General features: G+C 48.1%; 19 protein-coding genes. 12 read left to right on the top strand and 7 right to left on the bottom strand.

Annotated features, from left to right (window positions below):
- Nucleotides 1-258 carry a hypothetical protein gene (locus AC14M5_RS19490; protein WP_484031381.1) on the top strand — a complete coding sequence of 86 codons (258 nt, stop codon included), beginning with the start codon at nt 1-3 and terminating at the stop codon, nt 256-258.
- A gap of 89 nt (nt 259-347) precedes the next feature.
- Here AC14M5_RS19490 and AC14M5_RS19485 read toward each other — a convergent pair whose 3' ends face one another.
- The gene (locus tag AC14M5_RS19485) at nt 348-1,013 is read right to left on the bottom strand and encodes an NBR1-Ig-like domain-containing protein (protein WP_484031380.1); all 666 of its coding nucleotides are present in this window, start codon (nt 1,011-1,013) and stop codon (nt 348-350) included.
- A gap of 372 nt (nt 1,014-1,385) precedes the next feature.
- On the opposite strand from AC14M5_RS19485, the gene AC14M5_RS19480 reads away from it, so the two are divergent.
- Nucleotides 1,386-1,649, top strand: coding sequence for a DUF4404 family protein (locus tag AC14M5_RS19480; protein ID WP_484031379.1), 264 nt, complete (start codon nt 1,386-1,388; stop codon nt 1,647-1,649).
- Nucleotides 1,650-1,772: 123 nt separating this feature from the next.
- Here AC14M5_RS19480 and AC14M5_RS19475 read toward each other — a convergent pair whose 3' ends face one another.
- Genes AC14M5_RS19475 through AC14M5_RS19465 form a run of 3 tightly spaced genes read right to left on the bottom strand, consistent with a single transcriptional unit; the run spans nt 1,773 to nt 3,245 of the window.
- The gene (locus AC14M5_RS19475; protein WP_484031378.1) at nt 1,773-2,396 is read right to left on the bottom strand and encodes an NBR1-Ig-like domain-containing protein; all 624 of its coding nucleotides are present in this window, start codon (nt 2,394-2,396) and stop codon (nt 1,773-1,775) included.
- A 21-nt stretch (nt 2,397-2,417) separates the two neighbouring features.
- A complete protein-coding gene (locus AC14M5_RS19470; RefSeq protein WP_484031377.1) occupies nt 2,418-2,780 on the bottom strand; it encodes a hypothetical protein in 363 nt (120 codons plus the stop codon).
- A 9-nt stretch (nt 2,781-2,789) separates the two neighbouring features.
- Nucleotides 2,790-3,245: a hypothetical protein gene (locus tag AC14M5_RS19465; protein WP_484031376.1), complete on the bottom strand. Its 456-nt coding sequence runs from the start codon at nt 3,243-3,245 to the stop codon at nt 2,790-2,792.
- Between the two features lie 50 nt (nt 3,246-3,295).
- Between AC14M5_RS19465 and AC14M5_RS19460 the strand changes: the two genes are divergently transcribed.
- Nucleotides 3,296-3,940, top strand: coding sequence for a deoxynucleoside kinase (locus tag AC14M5_RS19460; protein ID WP_484031375.1), 645 nt, complete (start codon nt 3,296-3,298; stop codon nt 3,938-3,940).
- Nucleotides 3,941-3,947: 7 nt separating this feature from the next.
- The gene (locus AC14M5_RS19455) at nt 3,948-5,225 is read left to right on the top strand and encodes a PP2C family protein-serine/threonine phosphatase (RefSeq protein ID WP_484031374.1); all 1,278 of its coding nucleotides are present in this window, start codon (nt 3,948-3,950) and stop codon (nt 5,223-5,225) included.
- 166 nt (nt 5,226-5,391) lie between these two features.
- Here AC14M5_RS19455 and AC14M5_RS19450 read toward each other — a convergent pair whose 3' ends face one another.
- The gene (locus tag AC14M5_RS19450; protein WP_484031373.1) at nt 5,392-6,528 is read right to left on the bottom strand and encodes a cystathionine gamma-synthase; all 1,137 of its coding nucleotides are present in this window, start codon (nt 6,526-6,528) and stop codon (nt 5,392-5,394) included.
- Nucleotides 6,529-6,679: 151 nt separating this feature from the next.
- Here AC14M5_RS19450 and AC14M5_RS19445 point away from each other — a divergent pair, with 151 nt between their 5' ends.
- Nucleotides 6,680-7,438: a mechanosensitive ion channel family protein gene (locus AC14M5_RS19445; RefSeq protein WP_484031372.1), complete on the top strand. Its 759-nt coding sequence runs from the start codon at nt 6,680-6,682 to the stop codon at nt 7,436-7,438.
- An 11-nt stretch (nt 7,439-7,449) separates the two neighbouring features.
- Nucleotides 7,450-8,535, top strand: a complete 1,086-nt coding sequence (locus AC14M5_RS19440; protein WP_484031371.1) for a hypothetical protein — start codon at nt 7,450-7,452, stop codon at nt 8,533-8,535.
- A 237-nt stretch (nt 8,536-8,772) separates the two neighbouring features.
- On the opposite strand, the gene AC14M5_RS19435 is transcribed toward AC14M5_RS19440, so the two are convergent.
- Together AC14M5_RS19435 and abc-f are read right to left on the bottom strand one after the other, a co-directional pair.
- On the bottom strand, nt 8,773-9,576 hold the full coding sequence (locus AC14M5_RS19435) for an aminoglycoside adenylyltransferase domain-containing protein (RefSeq protein ID WP_484031370.1): 804 nt from the start codon (nt 9,574-9,576) through the stop codon (nt 8,773-8,775).
- Nucleotides 9,577-9,583: 7 nt separating this feature from the next.
- Complete coding sequence (abc-f, locus tag AC14M5_RS19430) at nt 9,584-11,194, bottom strand: ribosomal protection-like ABC-F family protein (RefSeq protein WP_484031369.1); 1,611 nt, start codon at nt 11,192-11,194, stop codon at nt 9,584-9,586.
- Nucleotides 11,195-11,386: 192 nt separating this feature from the next.
- Between abc-f and AC14M5_RS19425 the strand changes: the two genes are divergently transcribed.
- The 6 genes from AC14M5_RS19425 to AC14M5_RS19400 all read left to right on the top strand — a co-directional run bounded on the left by AC14M5_RS19425 (nt 11,387) and on the right by AC14M5_RS19400 (nt 15,867).
- On the top strand, nt 11,387-12,229 hold the full coding sequence (locus AC14M5_RS19425) for a PIG-L deacetylase family protein (RefSeq protein WP_484031368.1): 843 nt from the start codon (nt 11,387-11,389) through the stop codon (nt 12,227-12,229).
- 141 nt (nt 12,230-12,370) lie between these two features.
- Nucleotides 12,371-12,712, top strand: a complete 342-nt coding sequence (locus AC14M5_RS19420) for a PilZ domain-containing protein (protein WP_484031367.1) — start codon at nt 12,371-12,373, stop codon at nt 12,710-12,712.
- Between the two features lie 534 nt (nt 12,713-13,246).
- Nucleotides 13,247-13,609 (top strand): VOC family protein, encoded by a 363-nt coding sequence (locus AC14M5_RS19415; protein WP_484031366.1) that lies wholly within the window; start codon nt 13,247-13,249, stop codon nt 13,607-13,609.
- Between the two features lie 13 nt (nt 13,610-13,622).
- The gene (locus tag AC14M5_RS19410; RefSeq protein WP_484031365.1) at nt 13,623-13,919 is read left to right on the top strand and encodes a DUF6958 family protein; all 297 of its coding nucleotides are present in this window, start codon (nt 13,623-13,625) and stop codon (nt 13,917-13,919) included.
- Nucleotides 13,920-13,927: 8 nt separating this feature from the next.
- Nucleotides 13,928-14,254 carry a putative quinol monooxygenase gene (locus tag AC14M5_RS19405; RefSeq protein WP_484031364.1) on the top strand — a complete coding sequence of 109 codons (327 nt, stop codon included), beginning with the start codon at nt 13,928-13,930 and terminating at the stop codon, nt 14,252-14,254.
- A 311-nt stretch (nt 14,255-14,565) separates the two neighbouring features.
- A complete protein-coding gene (locus AC14M5_RS19400) occupies nt 14,566-15,867 on the top strand; it encodes an aminotransferase class I/II-fold pyridoxal phosphate-dependent enzyme (RefSeq protein ID WP_484031363.1) in 1,302 nt (433 codons plus the stop codon).
- The last annotated feature ends 18 nt before the right edge of the window (nt 15,868-15,885 follow it).

The following is a 15,885-nucleotide window of genomic DNA, read 5'->3' as shown; positions in this document are numbered from 1 at the left end:
ATGGCAAAACTCATCCCCGCCGCAGAACGCATCATCCGCGCCCGACAATTGATCCAAAAAGCCCGAGATTTATCCGTCCCTGAAGGAATGGGCAAACGCGATTTCTCCTACATAGCCGCCATCAAAGATATTTTGCGGCAGGCAAAAGATATGGTCAAATTCATTTCCATGACTCCCACCGCAACAGCCGAAATGAAGGAAGAAGTGAAAAAGATCTACGCTGAAATTAATCAGGCTGATGAAGAAATATTGAAGTGAGAATATTTCTTCAGGATAAATTTCTCAATTCATGGAATCAAAAAGTGAACGAGTACTCGTTCACTTTTTGAATTTTTCCAATTAGCGAATTAAGGAACCGGTGTTTCAGTCGGAGTTGCAGAAGGTTCACTTGTGGCCGCCGCCCCGCCCACGACGATCCGAACATAAACAGAGTCATTAAAGAATTGCCCCCCAGCAGTAGACATATCCCAGTTTCCGGTGATGGTGCCGTTTTTGTTTGGAGCGGTCATATCTACGGAGATCTCGATCTCTGAATTAACCGGTACACTTTGCGGTAGTACATAAGTTTCGCCGCTCATCGCGTCTCCAGTGGTAAACGCGAACTTAAAGCCCGCATCCCATGCGCAGGTTCCAGTATTTTTTACTTTCCAGGTCTTTGTAAAAGTCTCTCCAGGCGCCATGACTGCGTCGTCTTGAATACCTATGTCAGCCAGGAATGTCATTGTGTAACAGGCTGAGACTGGGTTTGCGGCGGCAACGGTTGCGCCAAATGGCGTGACCGCTGGCAGTGTGTTAATTACCAGCGGGGTGGCCGTATTAGCTAGCGTAGGAGTATTTGTCGGTATAGCAAGGGCGGTCTGAGTCAACACACTTGCGAAAGTTTCAACGGCCAGGGTTTGAATTTGGTCCGGGGGCAATGTCGGCGTTGCCTCGGGTTCACCGCCACCGCACGCGCTTACAAGTAGCCCGGCGATCGTCAAGGCTGTTATCAAGACAGTGGTTTTAAGTTTCATTTGATTTCCTTTCTTTTATTAAGTAACCTTGCGCACCTAGCAGTGATTCCCTGAGCGACAGCGAAGGGTCTCTACTTCTGAAATCCGAGATTCTTCGCTCCGCTCAGAATGACACTGCGTAAGGCGAGTTATTAAAATACGCATAGAGTAAAAAATTAATAAGGCTGCATTCTACCAGCCATCCTCCATATAAAACCTACAACATTCATACTATCATCATACTTTAATAAAAAATCCTTAATTTCAACTAAGGATTTTTTGCCTCTTTGAAGAACATTTCCCATCAAGAACGCGCGGTGCAGGAGAAATCAAAACGATGTAAAATAGAGGTGAGAAAGTGATACTACAGAACGTGGAAAGGAGTGTTTCCTTATGAAAGACAAGAAGATTCGCGAACTCCTTAAACAACTGCAGGATGAGCTGAGACACGTTGGGACTTTGGATGAGAAAGGACGTAACCTGCTGGATGACATTACGACAGACATTAATAATCTTTTGGAAAATTCTGGCGCACAGCCCGACGACTCTTTCCTCGAGCGCTTGCAGGATTCGATTGACCATTTCAAGGTTGAATATCCCAATCTAACCATGGCGCTTTCGGAGATGATGGCAATCTTGAGCAATGCAGGGATTTAGAACAGCACTGATAATTTAATACAAAAACTCACCCTGAGGATATCCTCAGGGTGAGTTTTTTCTTTGGCTTTTCGGGGGGCTTAGCCCCCGAAAGAGCAGGAAGTAAATTTTCGTATTCTTATGTTATGGAGATGCAGTTGTCGAAGGAGTGAGAACACTGCCAACCAGTATATTGACAGAAAGTGTATCACCGAAGAAATATCCGTTCTCATCGGCCATGCGCCATGAGCTTTGGATGAGTCCGTTGATGCCACTGGGGACAACCAGTTGAACAGATATTTCGCGTTTTGCACCGGTCGGGATTGCTTCGGTAAGCGTGACAGTCTCTCCGCGCATAAGCTCACCGCCTACGTGTTGGAATGTGAAACCTGCCCTCCATGCGCATCCGCCGATGTTTTGCACAAGCCAGGTCTTCGTGAATACTTCACCTGCTTTCATTTGGGTGCCATCTGGAATAGTGACATCCTCGATCCACAAAAGGTTGTAGCACGGATTAGATGTGGCGGATGGCTCGACTGTGACGGTGATCAGTGGGTCGTTGGTGGCTGTTACAACTGTCCGCGTAGGGGAGGCTGAGGGAATGGCTGACAGGGTCTCGGTCAGGGAGGAGGCGTAGGTGGATACTGCTTCCGTGCGGACTGCATTTATGTCAACTGTGTCGGTTTGGTCAGCCTTATTGATTCGGCATGAAAAAAGCACTACCCCCAGGATTAGGATCATAACAATGGATAGGATTTTGGTTTTCATAACTTTTAATTTAACCGGGTTTTACTCCTCTGTCAGCCATGCTTTTGCCTCGGTCTCACTATTGAAATGCATGAGCGGCTGACCTGTAATTCTTGAGAGCAGGTCACCCAGTGCGCGCTTGATACCGGTGACGCCAAGCACGGCTGTTTTATGAACGTGTGATTTGGTTTTGCTTGAGGCTTCATTCAGCAGGGGCATGAGATTCATGGTGATCTCAGTGTTGATAAAATTTGAAAGCACCAATACCGAATCTTCGGGCTGGCTGAGCACAACGACCTGTACTTCTTTTAGCTCATCCATAACAGCCTTTTCATTAAAGAAGTTGTTGGAAAAATCCTGATAGAAAATCTTCTTGCCGTTAAATTCGATCCACTTGGATTTCATGAGACTCTCTTATTTCTTTTTCTTTGTGAGTGCGGCTTTTGCAGGCTCTACTTGTTTTTTGCGGGCTTCCATGTAAAGCGCAACGCCTGTGGAGATGGCACCGGCAAGTTCCCAAATGCCCACGCCCAAAAAATTTTGAGGAGCAACGCTTGTAAGCACAAGTGTGGTGAAGACAATAAATGTAACTGTGCGGAAGGGAACCGTCCAGCGGTAGAAGATCTTAACATCATTCAAGGCCGCAAGCATGTAGTAAATACCAATGTTAAACGAAGCCATGGAAGAGGCTGTCATAAAAACAATGGTGTAATCACTTGCGGCGCGCTGCGCCCGTTCGATGACTTCAAAGCCAAGGATGGATAAAAGTATTTCAGGACGGATCAATCCGACGATCCCAAACAGGAACGCAAGGATACCGAAGATGAAAATAGTCCAGCCGGAGGTGTCATGGATGTGCAATGTCTTCATTGATGGGGAACTCCTGTCTTGAAATTATACATGATAAAATACTCATCATTATGGCGAAACATTTGGTATTGGTGGCAGGGAATATCGGCGCGGGAAAGACAACTCTCACCGAGCGTATCGGCGCACGCCTTGGCTGGTGGACGGGCTATGAGTCTGTGGCCGATAACCCATATCTTTCAGATTTTTACGGCGATATGCATGCCTGGTCCTTCCATTTACAGATATTCTTTTTAGGTCATCGTGCAGATCAATACCTTGAAGCCGCCCGCGATGCCCGCTCCGCCATTCTTGACCGAAGCATTTATGAAGATGCGCACATCTTCGCGCGGGCACTGCATCACATGGGCAATTTGGGTGAGCGTGATTATCTCGCATACCGCAGGCTATTTGATGTGGTCGTAAATGGATTGCCTCGCCCTGACCTTTTGATCTATCTCAAAGCGCCCGTGACGATATTGATGGATCGCATCCGCAGGCGTGCACGCAATATGGAAACTGGGATTACACCTGAGTACCTTTCCCAGCTTGATTCCTTTTATGATGAGTGGCTCGGCTCGTTCGACCTTTGTCCTGTTCTGACCATCCAGACCAATGACCTTGATTTTGTGAACCGCTCCAGCGACCTGGACCTAGTAACGCAGCGAATTCAGGATAAACTTGCCGGGAAAGAAACAGTGGATTTAACCCAAAAGTAGTTTGGATATGAGCCTTAACCTTCTTTCCAAAATCCCCTTATTTGCAGGCCTGCCTCCCCATGAATTGGATGCCTTGGTTGCTACATTGGATGTAAGGGAATTGGAAGACCACGAGATCCTATTCCGTGAGGGAGACCCCGGCGAGCATCTTTTTGTTGTATTGAAAGGTGTGTTGGAAGTACTCATGGCGGAAGATTCCCCGGAAGAACTTCTGCTCAATGTACTGCATGAAGGGGAGTATCTCGGCGAGATGAGCCTGATCGTACCCGGCGGTCATCGTACCGCGAGTGTGCGCGCAAGAGGGCAATCCACATTGCTTTCAATGAGCCGCGACCAATTCCTTGATATTACGAAAAAACATCCCGAGCTTGCGATTTCGATGGTGCGCGTATTAAGCCAACGATTGGATGCGACCAACACCGCCACTTTCCGCGACCTGACTGAGAAGAATCGTCAATTGCAAATTGCATTCGATGAATTGAAAGCCGCGCAGGCGCAGTTGATCGAAAAGGAACGCCTCGAGCGTGAACTGCAAGTTGCTGCAGATATTCAATTAAGCATTCTGCCCGATGACCTGCCTGATTTTGACGAATTTGGTTTTGGTGCCCGCATTCTGCCTGCCCGTCAGGTGGGCGGTGATTTTTATGATGTCTTTTCCCTTAAAGATGGCCGCGTTGGTGTCTTGATTGGTGATGTGGCCGACAAAGGTGTGCCGTCTGCTTTGTTCATGGCGCGCGCTCATGCCTTGATCATGGCCGAAGCTGATAATGGCTTGATTGCCGGTGAGGTGCTTAGGCTTGTAAATAAGCATGTTACACGGCTGCAAAAATCAACTCAATTCGTTACTGTGTTGTATGGGATACTGGATCTAAAGACTCGCGTGTTTTCCTTTGCCCGCGCTGGGCACGAGCCGCCTCTGATCTTACATACAGATGGCAGCGTGGAGCGGATACCGCATAGCTCTGGTATGGCGCTCGGCCTCTGGGATGCGATCAAACTGGACGAGCGGACAGTTCAACTGAACCCCGGTGAAACCCTTCTGCTCTACACAGATGGTATGACAGATTGCCGCGACCCCAAGGGTGAACCATTTGGTTTGGAACGCATCAAAAATGTCTTGAGTGGTTTTGCAAATATGAACGCTCAACAAGTTTGTGATAACCTGCTTGAGACATTAATAACGTATCAAGACGGCTCCAAACAGGATGATGATGTGACTCTCGTTGCAGTGGCCGCCGCAAGTGATGCCTCTACATTGCGAGTAATGAAATCTCAGATCAATTAGGTTGATTGGAAACATAATTACCCCCAAATTTAATGTGGGACGCGGACGAGCGCGGATTAACGCGGATTCAAAAAAGAATCCGCGTTTTCTGCGTTGATCCGCGTCCCTTTTGCTCTTAAAAACAAACTCACCCACGAAAGATTAGTTTCAGGGTGAGCCATATTATTTATTTCAAAGCCTGTTCAATATCGGCTATCAAATCATCCACATTTTCGATGCCAACCGAAAGCCTCACAAGTCCGGGGTCAACTTCCAGTTTTGAGCCCTGGGTCGAGAGATGCGTCATTGCGGCAGGGACTTCGATCAAAGATTCGACTCCACCTAGTGACTCTGCCAGCGTAAATATTTTTGTAGACTCAGCCACTTTGATAGCCGCATCCTTCCCGTCCTTCATCACAAACGAGATCATACCTCCGCCATTTTTCATCTGCCGCTTCGCTATCTGGACCTGAGGATGGCTCTCGTGAAATGGGTAGATCAGCCGTTTGACATTTTTCTGCTTCTCGAGAAAAGCTACGATCTTCTCCGCGTTTTGCGCGTGACGATCCATGCGGATGGGGAGAGTCTTGATTCCACGCAAGACGAGGAATGAGTCCATTGGCCCTTGAATCCCGCCGATGGCATTTTGTAAATAAGCCAGTTTCTCGCCAAGTTCTTTGTCCTTGCCCACAATTGCGCCGCCGACTACATCCGAGTGTCCGCCGAGATATTTGGTCATCGAGTGGACGACCAAATCCGCGCCCAGTTCCAGTGGGCGTTGAAGATAAGGGGTAGCAAAAGTATTATCCACTACCAACAATGGTTTGCTCGAGTGATTTTTTATCATCTCTGCAACTGCGCGAATATCCGTGATTGCCAATAATGGATTCGTGGGAGTCTCCAGCCATACAATTCGTGTGGACGGGGTTAAGGCCTCAGCTAGATTCTCTGGATCGGTTGTGTCGGCAAATGTAAAGTCCAGACCGAAGCGGCGCAGCACTTTATCAAAGAGGCGAAAAGTTCCGCCATACACGTCATTTCCTGCAACAACGTGGTCGCCTTGCGCAAGCATTCGCAAAACCGTATCGGTTGCCGCCATGCCAGAAGCAAAAGCCAGGCCCCACTTTCCACTTTCCAACTCCGCCAAACAATCCTGAAGCGCCTTACGCGTCGGATTTAAAGTTCTTGAATATTCATATCCCTGCCGCGGCCTGCCGATCCCATCCTGCATATAAGTGGATGTGAGATAGACGGGCGTCATCACCGCGCCGTTGTTGGGGTCAGGTTCCTGCCCTGCGTGGATTGCGAGTGTCTCAAATTTCATTCGATCTCCTTTGATGGTATTCATGATCGAAATCATACAGGAGGAATGTTTTTTGAGCAATGAAAATACGCCGCCAAGTTGAAAACTGGTTGCAAACCTTCCGCCACAACACTGCGCGTATAATCATAAAAATTTTCATGGAGGCACAAGGATGTGGGCAGGATTTGAAACAATATTAAAACCGTTATTGAATGCATTATTGATCGGCTTTGGAGGATTCTTATTGGCATTCCTCCTTTCGCAGATCGTGAATCGCTTGTTGGCTCGTCCGATGGGCAAGGGTTGGAGCAAGTTTGTGGCCAGCCTGGTTGCACTTGGGATTGGGATATGGACTATCAAATTGATCCTGGACTCAACCGGCGCAGCGGGGCTGGTAGTTGTGCTTGTCACCGCTGTAACCGGCGCCTTCGCAATTGGCTCCGAACGAATTGCCGGGGATTTGGTTTCAGGCATCAGCCTGTTCATTGCCAGGACTTATGCAATTGGCGATGTCGTTTTTATCGCAGGGCATGAGGGAAAGGTCTTTGCGATATCGTTGATGATGACAACCTTGGAAAGCGTACATGGCGACCGCATATTCATCCGCAACTCCGAGGTGACCAATGGAACGATCATCAATTACTCCGTCCAACCTGGCCATCTTGTATCTGTAAAAGTGCCTTTGCCCGTCACACAGGATCTCAACCTTGCAGTATCCGCTATTGAGAAGGCCGTTCAGGATTTTTCCCCTGAATTTAAGCAATCAACCTATCAACCGACCATCGTGGTTGAGGCTGCTGCTTTTGGATATATCACGATTGAAGTCCGCGCTTACGTGACTGAGCGGCTGGATTATGGCCCCGAAAAGACTCGTCTGTTCCTGCTGGCTTCCAATGCCATAAAAAACGCTGAGCTTTCTCTGGCACTCTAAATAAGATCGTTATGACGGTTCCCCAGTCCGCACCACTTCGCAGGCAGCGCAGGTCTGCTTTTCGTTTCTTCTTCATCTTTGCGTTGACGATTACCATGATCGCCACCAACGGTTTTGGTTCCTTGCCTCAAAATTCTTTAAGCGCAACCTTTCAGCAAGTGATTGGCGAATCTTTTCCCGCTGAATTGTTGAATCCTTTCAACTGGTTCATGGATAAAATATCTGCGCCTCAAATTCTGCCCGGGCCTAATTCTGGTTCTGACGAAGACTCGCCCCTTGACCCTGTTGGCATCCTATTGGCTATGTTTGCGAGAACGCCCGAAGCCACAATAATCAATGAGCCTTATGTAATTAAGGCGACGAGGGAGGCTCTTCAGAGTACACAGACCCAGATCGCTTCTATAGAGACCTTGCGTGCTGTACCAATGCTCGTGCAAGCTCAAACACAAACTGCCATCCCATTACCCACAGCGACAGTACTCCCGCCAACAGTGACGGAATCCGCCACTCCTGTGTTGTACTTCCCGCCCGTCTATTTCCCGCCAACGCCAACCTTTGAGCCGGAAGAGCCGGTTGCCACTGAAATACCAACAAATACGCCTACCCTTATTCCGGGGTACTTGGTGCTCTATTTCGGGGGCACTTCCGCCGGTAATATTGGGCCGCGCAGCTCCGCAGACGCACTTTGCGTGGCCAACCTGCCAGCCGGATTCAGCAATTATCATGCCTTCATTGGTTACAGCGCATCCGATAGCATTGCAAACATGCCGTCAAATTATGGCATATCAATAAATCTTCCAATACAGTCTGTTACGAATACGGTTATTGCCAATGATTGGGCTGACTTGATGGATGGAAGTATCGCAGTAGCGCTTGATTCCGCGGGTGTGAGCCCCAGCAATAATTGGTGGTCAGGTGCAGAAAACGCAGATGGAAGCCACTTGGATGGCATTACTGCAGATTGTACTGAATGGACGAGTAATAATAATTTCGTAGGTGGTAATGAGGGCCTTAGAAGCCCGGTTGATTCAACGTGGATGGATGGTTTTGTAGCAGCTTGTGATCAGGCAATCGCCGTGCTCTGTATTGCATACTAAGCGATATTTTGATCAGTTACTCACCCTATACATCCAGCCGTGATTCCCTCCCGAAGGACATCGGGACGATGTGAGCGGACCCTCACCTCACCACATTGCGGATGCAGTGCGGTGAGGTGAGGGTCTCTACCTCTGAAATCAGAGATTCTCACCACACTGGCATTCGGTGCAAGTGTCGCTTCGTTCACGCGTGCCTGTGCACGGTGCAGGCAGAACGACACTGCGTAAAGTGAGTGACTAAAATATCTCATATGGCTGCATAGTTTTGGAAACCCAGTCTTTTGTGAATCGAATAAACCTCAGAGAGGCATCATAGAGTTCGTAATGCCCTTTATCGATCCTTTGATCTAATGCTTGTTCTATGATCTGCTTCCATGTTTCTCCAAATTTATCTTGTGCCCATTTTGCAGCAACAAGTTTGGATACGACAGTTCCATGTTCAAGCGCATGAAGTACACGGCACATGGTGAGGATGGTGAAGGAATGATAATGACTGTCATGATCTTGCAGCCACGAGGGATTTTCCAGCATGGGGAACCACCATTCATTAAGAATTCCAAGTATGGCTGCTCGAATTTCAATTGGGGTGACAGGGTCGATTAATGACTTGGGGTCTGGCCCTTCTAGGGCCTTTCCATATTCACGAATAATATGACGTTGGATGATCCAGTCGCTTCCATGTGGGGCAACGTAGAATTTCTTTTCATTGATTGTCGGATATGCTTCTGTTGATGGTGCATAACGTCGCAGTGGTTCTTGCGGGATATAGGAACCCTCCAGTTTTGCGGCCCAATGCGGTCCGCTCTCCCAAATTTCATGGTGTATATTTTCGAGTTTCAAAATGATTTCTTCTGAAATCGTATCGCATGTCACGATGAGAAAGTCAATATCGCTGGCGTGTGGGTGAAAGTCACCACTGGAGAGCGAGCCGTAGAGATACATGCCAACAAATTGATCCTCCAGAACTGCCTTTGCCTTGTTGAGCAGTAAGTTCAATACTTGATTTACATTGTGGTAGGGTGTGAAAGGTTGGTCTGACATGATATACCTATTTCGATATTCTTCCATCTTTTGCGATCCACACATCTGAGGCAAGGCGTTCGATGAAACTGCGGTCATGTACGACTGCCAGGATTGTGCCGTTGAAATTTTCGAGTGCTTCCTCAAAACGTTCGCGTGAGGGAATGTCAAGATGGTTGATGGGTTCATCTAATATGAGGAAGGTACAACCTTGTGCCACAAGCATGGCAAGTTGCAGACGGGCGCGTTCACCAAATGATAGATCGTGTGAAAGCCGAAGTGCGTCATCTCCTTTGAAGAGGAAGTAATGCAGGAAGTTGCGCGTGTCTGTTTCGTTCATGGCGGAGATGCTTTGTATGCTTTCTACTGCGTTCAGATTTGGATCAAGTAATTCCTGCTCCTGCGCTATATAGCCAAGCTTCGTCGCGCCACCTAAACGGAATGTGCCTGCGAGCGGGGGAATCTTGCCAACGATAGTTCGGATGAAGGATGTTTTCCCGGCCCCATTTGGGCCTGTCAATACGATCCGTTGCCCCGCGCGAATGAAAAGGTTTATATCTGTGAGTAATGGGTTTTCTAGCGTGTAGCCAATTGAGAGAGATTCCATTACTACGACATCTTTGGATTGATGATCGGGTGTGCCAAGGTCAAGTTTTATATGCCAGCCCTTCATCGGTCTATCTACTCGTTCATTTGACTTCAGATAGCGATTCAATTTCTTTTCTCTTGACTTTGCCTTCACCGCAACTTTCTTTGCGATTCTTCGCACGCCCGGTGTGCGTGGAGTTGTGGTCATTTCCACATGCAGGGCTTGTTGTTTTGTTCGATTGATATCAGCTTTCATGCGCTGAATTTCAACTTCCTGATCACGGTACACAGACCATTGCTTCTCTTCTTCCTTTTGTTTTGTTTCAAGGAAGTTTGTGTAATTTCCAGGATATGAACGGATGCTATGCGTTACCGAATCTAATTCAAGAATCGAGTTGACAGTATTATCTAAAAACACGCGGTCATGCGAAACGATGAGCGCCGCGCCGCGAAAATGATTTAGCCAATCTTCCAGCCATTCCAACATTTCGATATCGAGATGATTGGTGGGTTCGTCCAATAACAAGAGCTGTGGGTCTTCGAGCAAAACACGCGCGAGCATGAGGCGAGTCTTCTGTCCGCCGCTGAGATGGGTGATAGGGGTATCCAGTGGAATGTTTGAGAGGCCGAGTGGTTCGAGGATCGGTTTGGGTTGAAGGTCTAATGTCGAAAGTCGGGCGAGGGCTTCGTCGTACTGTTGCTGAAGGGTTGAGTCGTTTGGGGATTGGGTCAAAGCTTGAGCCAGTGACTCTATTTCAGCGGCGGGATCTGCCTGGGGTGTTGATACAGGCTTGAGCGCGGTGCGAAGCGTTTCTTCGGGGGAGAATTCTGCTCCCTGGGCGAGATATCCAATTCGCAAATTAAGATGCGTCGAAGCGACATTCCCAGAGTCGGGAAGTTCAAGCCCCGCCAGAATTTTTATGAGTGTGGTTTTACCTGAACCGTTTGCGCCGATAAGACCAATGCGTTCACCTGCACTGATGTTGAAATTTATATTTTGTAAGATCGGCTGAATGCCGTAATTTTTATTGAGGTTATGGATGCTAAGCATGAAGACTCCTGTAAGTTAAAACAAAAAACCGAGGGCAAGCCCTCGGCTGTTAAATAGTCACAGCGGGTTTACCCAAAAGTGTGGCGGTTTACAGAATTATCTCCATGTCAGTTGCTCCTGTTTTGATGGCGGCATTATAACATGCTGGGGTAAACTTGTGCATCCGATGAGCGTCTATTTTTCGAGGAAACGATGACAAAAAAAATATTAGCAGTTCTTGCACATCCTGATGATGAGTCTTTTGGCCTGGGTGGTACGCTGGCTTTGTATGCACAGCGCGGCGTTGAAACCTATTATGTTTGCGCCACGCGCGGCGAAGCTGGCACGGTGGACGATGAACATTTGCATGGCTTTAAAGATACGGCTGAGATGCGCACCGATGAGTTGATGCGGGCAGCGAAACATTTGGGCCTGAAGGAAGTTTTCTTTTTGGGTTACCGCGATTCGGGTATGCCCGGTACGGAGCCGAACAACCATCCAGATGCGCAGATCAATCATCCCATTGAAGAGGTGGCAGGACGTGTTGTGAAATACATCCGCAAATTGAAGCCCGATATTGTTTTAACATTTGACCCAATTGGCGGATACAAACACCCCGACCACATTCACATTCATAAGGCGACAGTGTTTGCCTTTGCAAATGCGGATAACGCTTCTTTCTATCCCGAAGCTGGTGACCCTTTCAAACCGCAGGCTCTGTACTTTCAGGTTTTTCCAAAAGGCTTGCTGAAAGCAGCAGTTCGTTTGATGCCGCTCTTTGGCAAGGATCCCACAAAATTTGGGCGCAACGGCGATATCAATATTAAGGAACTTGCAGAGGTGAGTTTCCCTATACATGTGCGTGTGAACGTCCGCCCGGCTGCGGATGCGAAAAGCAAGGCAAGCGAGCAACACGCTTCTCAAGGTGGGATGCAAATGCGGCGCGGTCTGATGGGCTTTATTACCAAGATGTTCGGTGAGAGGGAAGACTATATGCGCGCCTATCCACCTGTGGAGGATGGCTTCAAACGCAAACGCGATCTGTTTGATATTTAATGTGAATTACACGAAAATGGCTGGAACCAATCCAGCCATTTTTTCGTTAATGAGATGTGTATGAAATTGGCACGAAGGTTTTTTTATTATGTATGTATAATTGAGTAAAGCTTGTTGGAAACTTGCGAAAGCAGAGGTCATATGGCTGAAAAGCGAACTGTACCGCGTAAAAAGTTTTCCGTTTACATGCGTGTTCTGGATGATGACACCCAGCAGATTCTGGGACATATGATAGAAGTGAGCGCGATTGGATTAAGGCTGGAAACAGTGGGGGCCCTGCCGATCAATAAGGATTATTATCTGCGCCTCGAGTTGACCCCTGACCTGGGCAACATGCCGTATATTGTTTTTATTGCCCGTTCGAAGTGGTGCAAAATTGACGACATCCAGCCGAATCTGTACCGTGTGGGCTTTCAGATCATCGAGATCATGCCTGAAGATAAAGAGATATTCCTGCGTATTCTTGAGAAGTTCGGTTCGTAAAAATAGTGAGAAGTTTACGAAACCCTGCATAGTTTGCAGGGTTTCTGTTTTACATATCGCAAGTTGCCACCTTTAATTCCTGAGCTGCTTTTAATTGAGATTCTTAACGCACACCTGCCCTGGCGGGCGGTGCCAGGGAAGTCGCCAAGGTGCAATGTTTCCCTTGCGACTCCGCGTCTCTTCGGCACTGCTTCGCACTATGAAGCATGTGTGCTTTAAAACTTACGAAAATTCCACAAGGTAGAACACTTGGATTAAATATCAATATTTTCCGAAAAGTTTCGTTATTAAAATCCTGGCGACTTTGCGCCTTCGCATTAATCGATTGGCCTTTTGCATTGTAGCAACCCGCCATAGGGCAGATCACGCCTGAGTTGGCAGAGCAGTTGAACGATCCCGCAATGAAGCGGTGGATTTCCTTCGGTGTATCTGGCGGCGGCCTGGAAAAACATCCCATATCTGGTGCTTGACGATTTAGAACGTGTGTTCTAAAATTGTATATCGTCTTTTTTATTTCACCAAAAGGAGAATGTTATGTCCAAGCGAAATGTTGTTCATGTTGAAATCCCAGCTGCCGATGTCAAATCTGCCTCCAAGTTTTATGAGTCCCTGTTTGGGTGGAAGATGCAGCATATGCCTGACTTCGACTACACCATGTGGGAGGATGGCAGTGGATCGGGCGGCGGTTTCAACAAGGCGTCTGATGAATACCCTGTAGGTCAGGTGCTGGTTTATATCGACAGCGATGATATTGAGGCCGACCTGAAAAAAGTGGTGGCTCTTGGCGGCACAGTGGTGCGCCCTAAGGAAGAGATTCCTGGCACTGGTTGGTTTGGTCTGTTCAAGGATCCCACAGGGAATGTGCTTGCCTTATATACAAGCATGAATCCCAAATAATTTTGGTGATGGTATGGCTACGAATGAATATGTACTAACCGTCAACCCCGACCCAACGAAACATGGTGTTCGCATCGAGAAGGCCAAATATGACCTTGTGCGTGAGGCCATCCTTGAGAATTTGCGTGCCTATGGTCCAATGACGTTTACGCAACTGGGTGACCTTTTGGAAGATCAGTTGCAAAATGATTTTGACGGGTCGGTGATGTGGTATTACACAACTGTGAAGTTGGACATGGAGGTACGCGGCGAGCTCCGCCGCGTACCAAAATCCAAACCCCAGTTGATCGAGTTGAACGTCGGAGTTTAATGGTAGATATGAGAAAAAATGCAATGTACGCAATGACAGGAAACCTTGTAGCTCAAAATGGCAGGCGCGCCGAGTTGGTTGATATCTTGAATAGGGCGGCAGAACTTGTAGGCGAAATCCCCGAATGCCATCTTTATCTTGTTAATGAAGATCTTTCCAATGAAACGCATGTATGGGTCTATGAATTATGGGATGATCGAGAATCGCATGATGCCTCTTTGGGCAATGAACAAGTCCGTGCTTTGATCGCAAATGCGAAACCTTTGCTGGCATGTGCACCGGGTGGGGCGGAGTTAAGAGCAGTTGGCGGGCATGGAGTTGATGTAAGATCGTAATTGTTCGATGCGGGGAGATCGATTTCCATAACCTGCTTGACGCAACTATATCCCAGTGGTATCCTTGCGCGCAATGTTCAGCCTGTTCATGATTGATACCAATACCAATTCCACTCTCACTAATTCAGTGATGGGGCATTGGTGGTTGTCGGGTGAACAGCAACAAGTTCATACTTACTAAGTACACCAAATGCCCCGAATTTCGGGGCATTATTTTTACCCCCATCCGCCCTTCGGCACCTTCCCCCATTTTCGCCTGAACTTCGGCGAAAATGGGGGAAGGACGGGAAGGGGGTCTTAAGGAGCTAATCATGATTTCCAACACCACACCCGTCCTCGCCGTTGAAGAGAAGAACCTAATCCCCGTCAGCGATCATCTCAAGCAAATGGCGGATATTCCGCCCTCACGCATGTTTCTTATCAACAAGTCGTTGAAGGTGTATGTGGAAAAGAATCCTGGCGCAAAAATATTTGATGCATCACAGGGCGACGGCGGTGCATCCCTGCCTGGAACTCCAAAGGCGATTTTAGAACGCGCGCTTCGACTTCAACTGGAACATGGTACGGCTTACGATATGCCATTCGGCACCGACGCCTATCGCAAGGCCGTCATCGAGCAATATTGGAAATTAGACTCATCTTCTGGCTGGGGACCCGCCAATGTGCTTGGCACCGCCGGCGGACGTGATGCATTAATCAAGGCCTATCAAGCCATGCTAGCATTGGGATATGGACGACAAGGCGACCTCATCATGGTTTCGCGAGTCCCGTGGATTTCCTATAATTGGGGACCATATGGAGTCGGTGCCAATGTCCTTTGGGCGCCAGGTGACCCCGCACAAGGCTGGGCATATTCCGAAGATGCGATTCGTGAAAGCGTGAAGTTTGCCGAATCAAAGGGACGAAAGATCGCGGGCCTTGTTATCACCAATCCCGATAATCCAACAGGCATGACCATCGCCGTTGAGAAGCAAGTCTCACTTGCTAAAGCTGCATTGGAAGCTGGCGTGGCATTCGTCCTCTTCGATTGGATGTATCACTACGTCACTGACGAATCCCCAATGGACTTGAACTCCTTCCTCAAATTCTTCACCCCCGAAGAACGCAAGCGGATCATGTTCCTGGATGGCATCACCAAATCACTTGGCGGTTCCAACATCCGCAACTGCCATTTGATTGCGGATGAAGCCGTCATCAAATTCATTGCCGCCCGCGCTTCACATGGCGTTATCCCTTCCTTCTTTTCTTTGGCAGTCGCCATAGCCGCTTACGAAATGGGATTTGACACAGCCGCCCAAACCATCATCGAGCCGACCAATGCCAGTCGCGCGGTCTTGAAGAAATTATTAGCAGAACAAGGTTTCCAACACATCATCGGCAAAGGCTATTATGCTTTTATCAATGTCGCTGAATTTATCAAGGCCAAGGATCTCGCAGATAGCGAACCACTCGGAGGATACCTCGCCGAAAATCATGGCATTGCCATAGTCCCTGGAGCTTTCTTCTCCCCCTTCGGCAATGACTGGGTCCGCTTCTCATATGCTACTCCCGCCGAACGAACCGAAGGCGCGTTCAAGAGGTTGGTGGAAGGTTTGAATTCCCTTAAATCTTAACCGCTAAGCACGCAAGAA

Source organism: Candidatus Villigracilis sp. (assembly GCF_057083605.1).
The sequence above is the reverse complement of the archived record's forward strand: the minus strand, read 5'-3'. Positions and strand labels throughout refer to the sequence as shown.